13 protein-coding genes are annotated in these 14,079 nt (G+C 66.8%); 6 read left to right on the plus strand and 7 right to left on the minus strand.

Features of this window, described 5'->3' with window-relative positions:
- Position 1: 1 nt before the first annotated feature.
- The 5 genes from EPO52_RS16525 to EPO52_RS16545 form a co-directional block, all read right to left on the minus strand.
- Positions 2-328, minus strand: a complete 327-nt coding sequence (locus tag EPO52_RS16525; protein WP_290808782.1) for a non-heme iron oxygenase ferredoxin subunit — start codon at positions 326-328, stop codon at positions 2-4.
- 3 nt (positions 329-331) lie between these two features.
- Positions 332-1,537 (minus strand): Fe-S cluster assembly protein SufD, encoded by a 1,206-nt coding sequence (gene sufD, locus EPO52_RS16530; protein WP_290808784.1) that lies wholly within the window; start codon positions 1,535-1,537, stop codon positions 332-334.
- Complete coding sequence (sufB, locus tag EPO52_RS16535; RefSeq protein ID WP_290808786.1) at positions 1,538-2,956, minus strand: Fe-S cluster assembly protein SufB; 1,419 nt, start codon at positions 2,954-2,956, stop codon at positions 1,538-1,540.
- Between the two features lie 190 nt (positions 2,957-3,146).
- On the minus strand, positions 3,147-4,046 hold the full coding sequence (locus tag EPO52_RS16540; protein WP_290808787.1) for a COX15/CtaA family protein: 900 nt from the start codon (positions 4,044-4,046) through the stop codon (positions 3,147-3,149).
- An 11-nt stretch (positions 4,047-4,057) separates the two neighbouring features.
- Positions 4,058-4,978, minus strand: a complete 921-nt coding sequence (locus EPO52_RS16545) for a heme o synthase (protein WP_290808789.1) — start codon at positions 4,976-4,978, stop codon at positions 4,058-4,060.
- Positions 4,979-5,142: 164 nt separating this feature from the next.
- On the opposite strand from EPO52_RS16545, the gene tkt reads away from it, so the two are divergent.
- The 6 genes from tkt to pgl are packed head-to-tail and all read left to right on the plus strand — an operon-like array spanning position 5,143 to position 13,311.
- Positions 5,143-7,236 carry a transketolase gene (tkt, locus tag EPO52_RS16550; RefSeq protein WP_290808791.1) on the plus strand — a complete coding sequence of 698 codons (2,094 nt, stop codon included), beginning with the start codon at positions 5,143-5,145 and terminating at the stop codon, positions 7,234-7,236.
- A gap of 28 nt (positions 7,237-7,264) precedes the next feature.
- Entirely contained in the window at positions 7,265-8,377 is a 1,113-nt protein-coding gene (tal, locus tag EPO52_RS16555) for a transaldolase (protein ID WP_290808793.1), read from the plus strand.
- Complete coding sequence (locus tag EPO52_RS16560; RefSeq protein ID WP_290808795.1) at positions 8,374-9,978, plus strand: glucose-6-phosphate isomerase; 1,605 nt, start codon at positions 8,374-8,376, stop codon at positions 9,976-9,978. Before tal ends, EPO52_RS16560 begins: the two co-directional genes overlap by 4 nt.
- A gap of 26 nt (positions 9,979-10,004) precedes the next feature.
- On the plus strand, positions 10,005-11,546 hold the full coding sequence (gene zwf / locus EPO52_RS16565; RefSeq protein ID WP_290808797.1) for a glucose-6-phosphate dehydrogenase: 1,542 nt from the start codon (positions 10,005-10,007) through the stop codon (positions 11,544-11,546).
- A complete protein-coding gene (locus tag EPO52_RS16570) occupies positions 11,543-12,520 on the plus strand; it encodes a glucose-6-phosphate dehydrogenase assembly protein OpcA (protein ID WP_290808799.1) in 978 nt (325 codons plus the stop codon). Before zwf ends, EPO52_RS16570 begins: the two co-directional genes overlap by 4 nt.
- Before the next feature lie 20 nt (positions 12,521-12,540).
- A complete protein-coding gene (gene pgl, locus EPO52_RS16575; protein WP_290808801.1) occupies positions 12,541-13,311 on the plus strand; it encodes a 6-phosphogluconolactonase in 771 nt (256 codons plus the stop codon).
- Between the two features lie 84 nt (positions 13,312-13,395).
- Here the strand turns inward: pgl and EPO52_RS16580 are convergent, their stop codons facing one another.
- Together EPO52_RS16580 and secG are read right to left on the minus strand one after the other, a co-directional pair.
- Complete coding sequence (locus tag EPO52_RS16580; protein ID WP_290808803.1) at positions 13,396-13,758, minus strand: RNA polymerase-binding protein RbpA; 363 nt, start codon at positions 13,756-13,758, stop codon at positions 13,396-13,398.
- Between the two features lie 30 nt (positions 13,759-13,788).
- Positions 13,789-14,040: a preprotein translocase subunit SecG gene (secG, locus tag EPO52_RS16585; protein WP_290808805.1), complete on the minus strand. Its 252-nt coding sequence runs from the start codon at positions 14,038-14,040 to the stop codon at positions 13,789-13,791.
- Positions 14,041-14,079 lie beyond the last annotated feature (39 nt).

Below are 14,079 nucleotides of genomic sequence, written 5' to 3' on the forward strand. Positions count from 1 at the left end.
GCTAATCAATCACTTTCGTCACGGTTGGGTCGATGTAGATGTCCCCGTCGATGACTTCGATCGCGAAGACGGGAACAGGCTCGTAGGCGGGCAGCGTCATGGGCTTGCCCGTCTCGAGCGAGAACTTGGAGCCGTGGGCCCAGCACTCGAGCGCGTCGTCTTCCACGAAGCCCTCGGCGAGTGAGATGTCGCCGTGGGTGCAGGTGTCGCCGATGGCGTGGCACTCCCCCGCGGAATCCTTCACGAGCGCGATCGGCACGCCGCCCACCACGACGCGCAGTGCCTGGTTCACGGGCACGTCGTCGAATGCACAGACTCTCTCAGCCATCGGTCACACCGCCTGGGATGCGACGAGCTCGGCTTCGATCGCCTCCGAGAGGCGTGCCTCGAGCGACTCCGAACCGATCTGCTGGATGATCTCGGCCAGGAAGCCGCGCACCACGAGGCGGCGGGCCTCCTCTTCGCTGATGCCGCGCGACTGCAGGTAGAAGAGCTGCTCGTCGTCGAAACGGCCGGTCGACGAGGCATGCCCCGCGCCCATGATGTTGCCCGTCTCGATCTCGAGGTTCGGGATGCTGTCGGCCCGCGTTCCCTCGGAGAGCACGAGGTTGCGGTTCTGCTCGTAGCTGTCGGTGCCATCGGCGTGCGGGCCGATGAGCACGTCGCCCACCCACACGGTGTGTGCGCCCTCGCCCTGCAGCGCGCCCTTGTAGTTGACCCGGCTGCGGGTGTTGGCGGCCACGTGGTCGATGTAGGGCCGCTGTTCGAAGTACTGGCCCGCATCCGCGAAGTAGAGACCGAACGAGTCGATCGACGCGCCCTGCTCCACCAGGTGGATCGAGGGGTTGATTCGAACCACCGAGCCGCCGAGCGACACGATCACGTGCTTCAGTGAGGCATCCCGCCCGACACGGGCGAAGTGGCTCGAGAGGTGGATGGCCGAGTCGTTCCACTCCTGCACCGTCACGACCGTGAGCTGCGCGTTCGCGCCCACGACGATCTCGACGTTCTCGGTGAGGTTCGCGTCGCCGGACTGCTCCAGGATGACGGTGCCCTTGCTGTTCGGCACAGCCTCGATCACGATGTGGGCACCGCGCGGTGACCCGTCGAAGCGGTCTCGGCGCACGACGGTCTCGGCGCCGTCTTCACCGGTGACCTTGATGTGCAGAGCCTTCTCGACACTCGCCCAGGCGTTCGCGGATGCGCGCTCCTCCGGAGCGCCCGCCGAACCGACCAGCGCGTTCGTGCGGTCGATCCAGTCGACCGTCGCGCCGCCCGACTCGGTGTAGCTGAAGGCCACGGGCGAGCCGTCGACCGACTCGGCCGTGAGGTGCTTCAGCTTCGCGAGGGGTGCGAACTTCCACTCGAACTCGAGCCCCGTGACCTCCGCGAAGTCATCGGGTGACGTGGAGGTGAAGCGCTCCGAGCGGGTCTGAACCGGCACGAAGGCCGAGCCCCCGTCGGAGTGCGCCTGGAGTCCGTGCTGAACGGCCGCCACCTTCTCAGTCAGAGGTGCGGTGATTTCGGGTGCCGCCATCTAGCCGACGCTGCCTTCCATGCCCATCTCGATGAGCTTGTTGAGTTCGAGTGCGTACTCCATGGGCAGCTCGCGCGCGATGGGCTCGATGAAGCCGCGCACGATCATGGCCATGGCCTCGTCTTCGGGGAGACCCCGCGACATGAGGTAGAAGAGCTGCTCTTCCGACACCTTCGACACGGTCGCCTCGTGACCGAGCTGAACGTCGTCGACCCGGATGTCGATGGCCGGGTAGGTGTCGGAGCGCGAGATGGTGTCAACCAGCAGAGCGTCGCAGCGCACGGTGTTGGCCGAGTGGTGGGCGTTCTCCGACATCCGGATCTCACCGCGGTATCCCGCGCGACCGCCGCCTCGGGCGATCGACTTCGAGACGATCGACGACTGGGTGTAGGGCGCCATGTGGATCATCTTCGCGCCGGCATCCTGGTGCTGGCCCGGGCCCGCGAAGGCCACCGAGAGCGTCTCGCCCTTGGCGTGCTCACCCACGAGGTAGATCGAGGGGTACTTCATGGTGACCTTGGAGCCGATGTTGCCATCGATCCACTCCATCGTCGCGCCCTCGTGCGCGATGGCGCGCTTGGTGACGAGGTTGTAGACGTTGTTCGACCAGTTCTGGATCGTGGTGTAGCGAACGCGGGCGTTCTTCTTCACGATGATCTCGACCACGGCCGAGTGCAGCGAGTCGCTCTTGTAGATGGGAGCGGTGCAGCCCTCGATGTAGTGCACGTACGAGCCCTCATCGGCGATGATCAGCGTGCGCTCGAACTGGCCCATGTTCTCGGTGTTGATGCGGAAGTAGGCCTGCAGCGGGATCTCGACGTGCACGCCCTTCGGCACGTAGACGAACGAGCCGCCCGACCAGACGGCCGTGTTGAGTGCGGCGAACTTGTTGTCGCCCGAGGGGATGACGGTGCCGAAGTACTCGGTGAAGAACTCGGGGTGCTCGCGCAGCGCGGTGTCGGTGTCCATGAAGATGACGCCCTGGGCCTCGAGGTCTTCGCGGATCTGGTGGTACACCACCTCGGACTCGTACTGCGCGGCGACGCCGGAAACGAGACGCTGACGCTCCGCCTCGGGGATGCCGAGCTTCTCGTAGGTGTTCTTGATGTCGTCGGGCAGGTCTTCCCAGGTCTGGGCCTGCTTCTCCGTGGAGCGCACGAAGTACTTGATGTTGTCGAAGTCGATGCCCGAGAGATCTGCTCCCCACGTGGGCATGGGCTTGCGTCCGAAGATCTGAAGGGCCTTGAGGCGCGTCTTCAGCATCCATTCGGGCTCGTTCTTCAGGGCGGAGATGTTCTCGACCACGGACTCGTTGATGCCGCGTTTAGCGGATGCACCTGCAGCATCCGAGTCGGACCAGCCGAACTCGTACACCCCGAGGTTCTCGAGTTCCGGTCGGTCGATGAGTACGTCTGACATGACCGCTCCCTTCCTTGCTGCTGACAACCTCCGCTTTCAACCGGGCGGAGGTCTCCGACATTCCATGGTCGCAGCGAACTATCTGTCGCGACGCGATTCTGGGCGGATTGTGTGTCGGGTGGTACTACGCGTTAAGAGCGTGTTCCTGAGGTTCCATTGTATACGTGGCCAGAGCGCGCCGGGCGAAAAGTCACGGATGCACGTCGAGCAGCACGCGGAGCACGCCCACCCACACGAGGGCCGACCCGAGCAGGTGCAGCACCACCATCCACTCGGGCAGTCCGAGCAGGGCCTGGCCGACCCCGAGCAGGGCCTGGAGCACGACGACCACCACGAACGTGAGCGCGCGCCGGCGGGCGAGCTGCGCGCCCGGGATGCGCTGCAGCGCCACGAGCAGCACGATGCCGAGCACGAGGGTGGCTGTGCCGAGCACACCGTGCACCACCGTCACCTGCTCCCAGACGAACGCCATGCGGGGCACATCGGCGGAGTCTCCCGCGTGCGGGCCGGATCCGGTGACGAGGGTGCCGACCAGGATGAGCACGGCCGTCACCACCACGAGGGCCCAGGCGAGGCCGCCCACCGCACGGGGGAACGCGACATCCGCCGACTGCCCGCGGTGGGCGCGGTGCCAGGTGAGCGTGGTGGTGGTGAGCAGTGCGATGGCGAGCACGAAGTGCATGGCCACGATGTAGGGGTTGAGCTCCGAGAGAACGGTGACGCCGCCGGCGAGGGCGTTCACGACCACGAGCCAGAACTGCGACCAGGCGAGGCGCGTCATCGTGCGGTCGCGCGGCTTCTGCAGCCGCGCCGCCACGATGGCCCAGCCGACCGCCGCGATCAGCACGCCGGTGAGTGCCCGGTTGGTGAATTCGATGAGACCGTGGATGCCGAGCTCGGGCGTGGTGGTGAGCGACCCCGTCTCACAGGCCGGCCAGGTGGGGCAGCCGAGCCCGGAGCCCGTGACGCGCACGACTCCCCCGGTGACGATGATGAGGATGCTGACCACGAGCGCGGCCGTGGTGCCCCAGCGGAGGGCACGGGGGGTGAGAGTGACTCGTTCGGCGAGCCATCCGAAGGGGGTCTTCACGGCGTCGCCCTTCAGAACGGCAGCAGCGGGTCGATGGCCACGGCGAGGAAGATCAGGGTGAGGTAGGTGATCGAGCCGTGGAACACGCGCATCGGCTTGATCGTGAGGTCGCGGATCGACCGCGAGTACAGCCGGTGCGACTCGTAGAGGAACCAGCCGCCCGCGAGAACCGCGGTGGCCGAGTACACGATCCCCATGTGGCCCACCGGGATGAGCAGCAGCGAGCAGGCCACCATCGCCCAGGCGTAGAGCACGATCTGCAGGCCCACCACGACGCGACCCCGCACGACAGCGAGCATCGGCACGCCCGCGGTCTTGTAGTCGTCGCGGTACTTCATCGACAGCGGCCAGTAGTGCGGCGGCGTCCAGAGGAAGATGATGCCGAAGAGGATGAGCGCCTCCCAGGAGAGGGAGTTCGTGACGGCCGCCCAGCCGATGAGAACGGGCATGCAGCCCGCGGTGCCGCCCCACACGATGTTCTGCGGGGTGCGGCGCTTCAGCACCAACGTGTAGAGCAGCACGTAGATGAGGATGGCGGCGAGCGAGAGCGATGCGGCCAGGATGTTGGTGAACACCGCGAGCCACACGATCGAGATGACCCCGATCGTCCAGGCGAACACGAGAGCCTCGCGGTCGGAGAGAACGCCGGTGACGAGGGGTCGCTTCGAGGTGCGGTTCATCACCCGGTCGATGTCGCGGTCGAAGTAGCAGTTGAACGCACCGGCGCTGCCGGCAGAGAGCGCGCCGCCGATGAGAGTGGCGAACACGAGCCAGAGGTTCGGGATGCCGCCCTGGGCCAGGATCATGACGGGGACGGTGGTGACGAGCAGCAGCTCGATCACCCGCGGTTTGGTCAGGGCGAAGTACGCCTTGATCTTCTCGCCGGGGCTGATGTGCCGTTTCTCGACCCGGCCGTCAACCGCTACGTCCATTACTCCTCATTACCTACCGCTGCTGTCCCCTGGCACAAGTCTATTGGATCGGGGCGGTCGACCCGTCCGCCTCACTATGCTTAAGGAGCGACACTGACGTGGTGACGAGAAGCCTTGCGCCGGGTGCGCGGGGCCAGCATGAAATCGAGAAGGGTCCATACCTCGTGGCTTCACTCCAATGGGAACCCATTGACGACAAGGCAGTAACGACCGCCAAGATCCTCGCGGCAGACGCCGTCGAGAAGGTCGGAAACGGCCACCCCGGCACCGCGATCTCCCTCGCGCCGGCCGCCTACCTCCTGTTCCAGAAGGTGATGCGCAAAGACCCGTCCGACCAGCACTGGCTCGGCCGCGACCGCTTCATCCTCTCCGTGGGCCACTCGTCGCTCACGCAGTACGTGCAGCTCTACCTCGGCGGCTTCGGCCTCGAGCTCGACGACCTGAAGGCGCTCCGCACCTGGGGTTCGCTGACGCCGGGCCACCCCGAGTACGGCCACACCGACGGCGTGGAGATCACCACCGGCCCGCTCGGCCAGGGTCTCGCCTCCTCCGTGGGCTTCGCCTACGCGCAGCGCTTCGAGCGCGGCCTGTTCGACCCCGATGCCGCTCCCGGTACCAGCCCGTTCGACCACTACACCTACGTCATCGCCGGCGATGGCGACATGGAGGAGGGTGTCACCAGCGAGGCGTCATCGCTCGCCGGGCACCAGCAGCTCGGAAACCTGATCGCGTTCTACGACTCGAACCAGATCTCGATCGAAGACGACACGAACATCGCCTTCACCGAAGACGTGAAGGCCCGCTACGAGGCCTACCACTGGCACGTGCAGGTCGTCGACTGGAAGAAGACGGGCGAGTACGTCGAAGACGTGCACGCGCTCTACGAAGCGATCGAGGCCGCCAAGGCGGAGACCTCGAAGCCCTCGCTCATCATCCTGAAGACCATCATCGGCTGGCCGTCGCCCAAGAAGCAGAACACCGGCAAGATCCACGGATCCGCTCTCGGGGCCGACGAGCTGAAGGGCCTCAAAGAGGTTCTCGGCGCCGACCCCGAGCAGAGCTTCGTGGTGAGCGACGAGGTCATCGAGCACACCCGCGGCCTCGTGGCCCGGGGTGCCGAGGAGCGTGCCGAGTGGCAGAAGGGCTTCGACGCCTGGGCGGCCGCCAACCCCGAGAAGAAGGCCCTGCTCGATCGACTCGAGGCCGGCGAGCTGCCCGATGACATCGAGTCGGTGCTCCCCGTCTTCGAGGTTGGCAAAGAGGTCTCCACCCGCGCCGCATCGGGCAAGGTCATCAACGCGCTCGCACCGGCTCTGCCGGAGTTCTGGGGCGGTTCTGCCGACCTCGCCGAGTCGAACAACACCACCATCGAGTCGGGCGCATCCTTCGTTCCGGCCGAGCACTCGACGCACGAGTGGACGGGCAACCCCTACGGGCGCGTGCTGCACTTCGGCATCCGCGAGCACGCCATGGGCTCGATCCTGAACGGCATCGTTCTGCACGGCAAGACCCGCCCGTTCGGCGGCACCTTCCTCATCTTCAGCGACTACATGCGCCCCGCGGTTCGTCTGGCCGCCCTGATGAAGGTGCCCTCGATCTTCGTCTGGACGCACGACTCCGTCGCCCTCGGTGAAGACGGCCCCACGCACCAGCCCATCGAGCAGCTCGCCACCCTCCGCGCGATCCCGGGCCTCGACGTGGTGCGTCCTGCCGACGCCAACGAGGTGGGTGCCGCCTGGCTGACCATCCTCGGCCGTCACCACAACCCCGCCGGCATCGCGCTCACGCGCCAGAACATCCCGGTGTACGAGCGCGGTGAGGGTGAAGCATCCGGCGAGGTGTTCGCCTCCGCGAAGTACGTCTCGAAGGGCGCCTACGTGCTCGCCGAAGCGCCGAACGGAACCCCCGACGTGATCTTCATCGCCACGGGCTCCGAGGTGCAGCTGGCCGTCGAGGCCCGCGAGATCCTCAAGGGCGAGGGCATCAACGCCCGCGTCGTGTCGGCTCCGTCGCTCGAGTGGTTCGAGGAGCAGTCCGACGAGTACAAGGAGTCGGTGCTGCCCGCCGCCGTCAAGGCCCGCGTGTCGATCGAGGCCGGCCTGGCCCTCGGCTGGCGCTCCTACGTCGGCGACGCCGGCCGCAGTGTGTCCATCGAGCACTTCGGCGCATCCGCCGACTACAAGACCCTGTTCCGCGAGTTCGGCATCACCACCGAAGCCGCCGTCGAAGCCGCGAAGACGTCGCTGGCCGCTCTCTGAGCGCCGGCAATCAAGGAGATAGAAGAAAATGACTGAAGCAACTCCCACCCAGCAGCTCTCCGATGTCGGCGTGTCGATCTGGCTCGACGACCTGTCGCGCTCGCGCATCTCGTCGGGCGGCCTGCAGAAGCTGATCGCCGAGAAGAACGTCGTCGGCGTCACGACGAACCCGTCGATCTTCGCGGCGGCCCTCGCCAACGGAGAGTCCTACGCCGAGCAGGTCGCGGTTCTCGCCAAGGCCGGCACGGATGTCACCACCGCCGTCTTCGAGATCACCACCGACGACGTGGCTGCCGCGAGCGACATCTTCAAGCCGATCTACGACGCCACCGCCGGCTTCGACGGCCGCGTCTCGATCGAGGTCGAGCCGGGTCTCGCCCACGACGCCCAGGGCACGATCGACCAGGCCAAGGCGCTCCACGCCAAGGTCGACCGCGAGAACGTGCTCATCAAGATCCCCGCCACCGTCGAAGGCCTCGAGGCCATCACGGCCACGATCGCCGCCGGCATCTCGGTGAACGTCACGCTGATCTTCTCGCTCGAGCGGTACCGCGACGTCATCAACGCCTACCTCGCAGGCCTCGAGCAGGCGAAGGAGGCGGGCCACGACCTGTCGAAGATCCACTCGGTGGCCTCGTTCTTCGTGTCGCGCGTCGACACCGAGATCGACAAGCGACTCGAGGCGATCGGCACGGATGAGGCGCTCGCCCTCAAGAGCAAGGCCGGCGTCGCCAACGCGCAGCTCGCCTACGAGGTCTACGAGCAGGCGTTCGACACCGAGCGCGCCAAGCTCCTCCTCGCAGCCGGTGCCAACAAGCAGCGCCCCCTGTGGGCCTCCACGGGTGTCAAAGACCCGAGTGTGCCCGACACCACCTACGTGGTCGAACTGGCCGCGCCCGAGGTCGTGAACACCATGCCCGAGAAGACGCTCGACGCCACCTTCGACCACGGCAAGGTCACCGGCAACACCATCGCCGGTTCCTACGCCGCGGCCAACAAGGTGCTCGACGCCATCGGCGCGCAGGGCATCTCCTACGCCGAGGTCACCGAGCTGCTCGAGAAGGAGGGCGTCGAGAAGTTCATCGTGTCCTGGAACGAGCTGCTCGACACCGTCACCACCGCGCTGGACGCCGCGAAGTGACCATAGGGATCCACGTATCCGGCGACGCCAAGAAGGCGGTCGAGGCCCACGTCCCCCAGCTCGTCACCGATCTGGTGGCGTCGGGGATCACGGGCCTCGACCCCGCCCTCTGGGGCCCGGCCGCCGAGGCCGAGGCCTCGAAACGACTGGGCTGGACCGAGGCGGTCTCGATCTCGCGCCCTCTCGTGGCGCAGATCGAGGAGCTCCGTGAGGAGTTCCTCGCCCTCGGCATCGACCACTTCGTGCTCGCGGGCATGGGTGGATCCTCCTTGGCCCCCGAGGTCATCACGAAGACGCTGGGTGTCGAACTCACCATCCTCGACTCCACGTCGCCCGAGCAGATCCGCGCCGCCCTGGCCGACCGGCTCGAGACCACGGTGCTCATCGCCTCGTCGAAGTCGGGCGGAACGCTCGAGACCGACAGCCAGCGCCGGGCCTACGAGGCGGCGTTCCTCGCCGCCGACATCCAGCCCGCGGAGCGCATCGTGATCGTCACCGATCCCGGTTCCCCCCTGCAGCAGCTGGCGACGGAGGCGGGCTACCGCACCTTCCTCGCCGACCCGAACGTGGGTGGGCGCTACTCGGCGCTCACCGCGTTCGGTCTCGTGCCTGCCGGTCTCGCCGGCGCGGCCATCGATGAGCTGCTCGACGAGGCGGATGCGATCTCGCTCAACCTCGCCGAAGACGGCCCCGAGAACTTCGGGCTCATCCTCGGTGCCGCGCTGGCGGGTACCGTCCCGCTGCGCGACAAGACCGGCATCGTGGCCGACGGAACCCACATCGTGGGCTTCGCCGACTGGGCGGAGCAGCTCATCGCGGAATCCACGGGCAAAGACGGCAAGGGCCTCCTGCCCGTCGTGCTCGACCTGAACTCGCCCGAGCTCACGTCGAAGCCCGCCGACCTGCAGGTCGTGCGCCTGGTCGACAACGCGAACGAATTCCATCTGCGCGAGAAGCACCCCGGTGAGATCCTGATCAGCGGATCGCTCGGCGCCATGCTCCTCACCTGGGAGTACGCCATCGCGGTGGCGGGTCGCATCCTGGGCATCAACCCGTTCGACCAGCCCGATGTCGAGTCGGCCAAGGAGGCCGCCCGCGGTCTTCTCGACAATCGCCCCGAGCCGGCGACACCCGCCTTCGTGCAGGGCGGCATCGAGGTGCGCGGTTCCTCGCCTGCGGTCACGGATGCCGGCACCCTCACCGGTGCCGTCGACGCGCTCCTGGCGCAGCTCCCGGCCGACGGCTACGTCGCGGTCATGGCGTATGTCGACCGCCTCGCCCTGCCGCAGCTCGCCGAGCTGCGCGACCTGCTCGCCGCACGGTCCGGTCGCCCGGTGACGTTCGGCTGGGGTCCGCGCTTCCTCCACTCCACCGGTCAGTACCACAAGGGCGGCCCCGCCACGGGCGTCTTCCTGCAGATCACGGCCGACACGACCGACGACCTCGACATCCCCGGCCGTCCCTTCACCTTCGGCCAGCTCATCCAGGCCCAGGCCGCGGGCGATGCCGGTGTGCTGGCAGAGCACGGCCGGCCCGTGCTGCGCCTGAACCTCACCGACGCCGCCGCCGACGTTCCAGCCCTGTTCGACGCGCTGCGCTGAACCCTCCGTTCGATCCAAGGAGTCCCATGCCTCCCGTAGACATCTCGCCGGATTACAACCCGCTCCGGCTTCCCACCGATCGTCGTCTGAACCGGATCGCAGGTCCCTCGGGCCTCGTGATCTTCGGTGTCACCGGTGACCTCTCACGCAAGAAGTTGATGCCGGCGGTCTACGACCTCGCCAGCCGCGGCCTGCTGCCGCCCGGATTCTCGCTCATCGGCTTCGCCCGCCGCGACTGGGAAGACCAGGACTTCGAGCGGGTCGTTCACGACTCCGTCAAGGAGCACTCGCGCACGCCCTTCGACGAAGACGTGTGGCGTCAGCTGTCCGAGGGCATCCGCTTCGTCTCGGGAGAATTCGACGACGACTCGGCCTTCGAGCAGTTGAAGACCACGATCGACGAGCTCGACCGCGATCGCGGAACGATGGGCAACTACGCGTTCTACCTCTCCATCCCGCCCAAGGCCTTCCCCCTCGTCACCGAGCAGCTGCGCCGGTCGGGTCTCGCCGACCAGCAGGAGGACCGCTGGCGCCGCGTCGTGATCGAGAAGCCCTTCGGCAGCGACCTGAAGACGGCCATCGAGCTGAACGACGTGGTGGAATCCGTCTTTCCGCCCGACTCGGTGTTCCGCATCGACCACTACCTCGGCAAGGAGACGGTTCAGAACATCCTGGCCCTCCGCTTCGCCAACCAGCTCTACGAACCCATCTGGAACGCGAACTACGTCGACCACGTGCAGATCACCATGGCCGAAGACATCGGGGTGGGCGGCCGTGCCGGCTACTACGACGGCATCGGCGCGGCACGCGACGTCATCCAGAACCACCTGCTGCAGCTCATGGCTCTCACGGCCATGGAGGAGCCCATCTCCTTCGATGCCGCCGACCTGCGTGCCGAGAAGGAGAAGGTGCTCGCTGCGGTCAAGCTGCCCGACGACCTCTCCACGGTCACCGCGCGCGGCCAGTACTCCGGTGGCTGGCAGGGCGGCGAGAAAGTGCTCGGCTTCCTCGAGGAAGACGGGATGAACCCGCAGTCCACCACCGAGACCTACGCCGCGGTGAGGCTGGATGTCGGCACCCGCCGCTGGTCGGGTGTGCCCTTCTACCTTCGCGCGGGCAAGCGCCTGGGGCGCCGCGTGACGGAGATCGCCGTGGTGTTCAAGCGCGCTCCGCAGTACCTCTTCGCGGAGAGCCAGACCTCGGAGCTGGGTCAGAACGCCCTCGTCATCCGTGTGCAGCCCGATGAGGGCGTCACGATCCGGTTCGGCTCGAAGGTGCCGGGTGCCGGCGTGCAGGTGCGCGATGTCACGATGGACTTCGGCTACGGCCACGCGTTCACCGAGGCCTCACCCGAGGCGTACGAACGACTCATCCTCGACGTCCTGCTGGGCGACCCGCCGCTGTTCCCGCGGCAGAAGGAGGTCGAGCTCTCCTGGATGATCCTCGACCCGATCGAAGAATACTGGACCACGCAGGGCCAGCCCGAGCAATACCGCCCCGGAACCTGGGGGCCGAGCTCGGCCGATGAACTGCTGGCCCGCGATGGAAGAACCTGGAGACGCCCGTGATCGTCGATCTACCTGACACCACGACGAGCAAGATCTCGAAGTCGCTCGTCAAGATCCGTGAAGAGGGCGGAGCGGTGGCCCTCGGCCGCGTACTCACCCTCGTGATCGTCACCTCGCTGGGTGAAGAGGAAGACGCGATCGAGGCGGCCAACGACGCCTCGCGCGAGCACCCGATGCGCGTGATCGTGGTCTCCACCGACCAGGAGAACGACGGTCTCACCACCGGGCGGGGTGCGCGTCTCGACGCGCAGATCCGTGTCGGCGGCGACGCCGGTGCGAGCGAGGTCGTCGTGCTCCGTGCCTACGGTGCGGCCGCGAGTGACCAGGAGGGGCTCGTCACGGGCCTGCTGCTGTCGGATGCCCCGGTCGTGGTGTGGTGGCCGGGTGCTGCCCCCGACAACATCTCAACGTCGAGCCTCGGCCGGATCGCCACCCGCCGCATCACGGATTCCTCGAACCAGAGCAACCCCTACGAAGCGCTTCTGGCACGCTCGGCGACCTACGCGCCCGGTGACACCGACTTCGCCTGGACGCGACTGACCCTGTGGCGGGCTCAGCTCGCCGCCGTGCTCGACCAGCCGCCCTACCTCCCGGTCACGGCGATCGAGGTGTCGGGCGCATCCGACTCCCCCTCGACGTTGCTGCTCGCGGCCTGGTTGCGGCACCAACTGCAGGTGCCGGTGAAGTACGGCCTCCTCTCGCGCGCGGCGAACGGATCGAGCGGCATCCACGGCGTCATTCTCACCCGCGAGAACGGCCCGATCGAATTGGTGCGAGATGTTCCCAACGTGGCCCGGCTCAGCCAGCCGAACCAGCCCACGCACGACCTCTCACTCCCCCGGCGCAACCTCCGCGACTGCCTCGCGGAGGAGCTGCGCAGACTCGACCCCGACGACCTGTATGGTGAAGTGATCTCGCAAGGTCTGAACGAATTGCTGGAGACGAACGATGCCCGCGTCAACGACGCGGTCTGACGTATGAAGGTGTGCCCTCTATGACAACTGACCGACGCGTTCTCGTTCATCCCGACAAGGAGTCGTTGGCCGGCTCGGTCGCGGCGCGCTTCATCACGAAGGTCATCGACATCCTCGATGAGTTCGACGAAGCCCACATCGTGCTGACCGGCGGCACGATGGGCAGCGCGGTGCTGGCTGCCATCCGCGATTCGGCCGCCTCGCACACGATCGACTGGTCGCGCATCCACTTCTGGTGGGGCGATGAGCGGTTCGTGCCGAAGGCGGATGCCGACCGGAACGATCTGCAGGCCCGCGAGGCGTTGCTCGACCACGTTCCGGTCGATCCGGCGAAGGTGCACGCGTTCCCTGCCTCCGACGAGATCGCCGACCTGGATGAGGCAGCGCGTGTCTACGCGACCGAACTTGCCTCGGCGGCACCGGAGGGGGCGGCTTTCCCGCGCTTCGACATCATGTTCCTCGGCGTAGGGCCCGACGGGCACATCGCCTCCCTGTTCCCGGGCCATGACGAGATCCGCATCACGGACGCGACGGTCGTGCCCGTGCGCAACTCCCCGAAGCCGCCGCCGAACCGGCTCAGCCTGACTCTCCCAGTCATCCGCTCGGCCGACCGCATCTGGATGGTTCTCGCCGGCGCCGACAAGGCTTCCGCGATCGGCCTGGCCCTCGCGGGCGCCAGCGTCGACGAGGTGCCGGTGGCCGGCGCGGAGGGCCGCAAGCGCACAGTCTTCTTCGTCGACAGCGAGGCCGCCGCCGAAGTCCCCGAATCGCTTATCGCCCCCTCGTACTGACATCCAGTCGCTTAACGACTGAAAGGGATCTGCTCACCTCGTTGTGAGCAGATCCCTTTCAGGTTTCAACGATTGTTCTCGTGCCTAGGAGGCGTTGGTGCCTCGGCGGTCGCGCAGCTGCTGCAGAGCGTCTTCGAGGAGCTGCTCGGCCTCTTTCTCGGTGCGACGCTCTTTCACGTAGGCGAGGTGCGTCTTGTAGGGCTCGAGCTTGGCTACCGACGGAGGGTTCTCCTTGTCGCGACCGGCCGGCAGACCCGACGTGGGGCAGTCGATGGTCTCGGGGATCTCCTCGTCGGGCAGGTTCGCCGCGAAGTACCGAACGGTCTCGTTGCCCAGTGCGTCCCAGTACGAGACCTGGATGCGCTCCGCGTGAAAACCGCGGTCTTGCTCGCCCATGGGTCCTGCGCCGACGCGCGATCCGCGGATCGCGCTTCCTCCTGATGCCATAGTTCGTCTCCCCTGACGTGTGATGAAGGGCTAGATGCCGGTGTCGAACTTGGTGATGAGTCCGAGGATGATGATGCTGGAGACCCAGACGAGCCCCAGGATCACCGTGATGCGGTTGAGGTTGCGCTCTGCGACACCTGATGCACCGAGGTTCGAGGTGACGCCGCCGCCGAACATGTCAGAGAGACCGCCCCCGCGACCCTTGTGGAGCAGGATCAGAAGGGTCAGCAGCAGGCTCGTGATACCGAGCACCACCTGGAGGATGACCTGAAGGATTTGCACTGCTTGCCTTTCACATGCGGGGAGAACGAGTCGCTCCCC

This window comes from Herbiconiux sp., assembly GCF_004297105.1.
In the GTDB taxonomy this organism is placed as follows: Bacteria; Actinomycetota; Actinomycetes; order Actinomycetales; family Microbacteriaceae; genus Herbiconiux.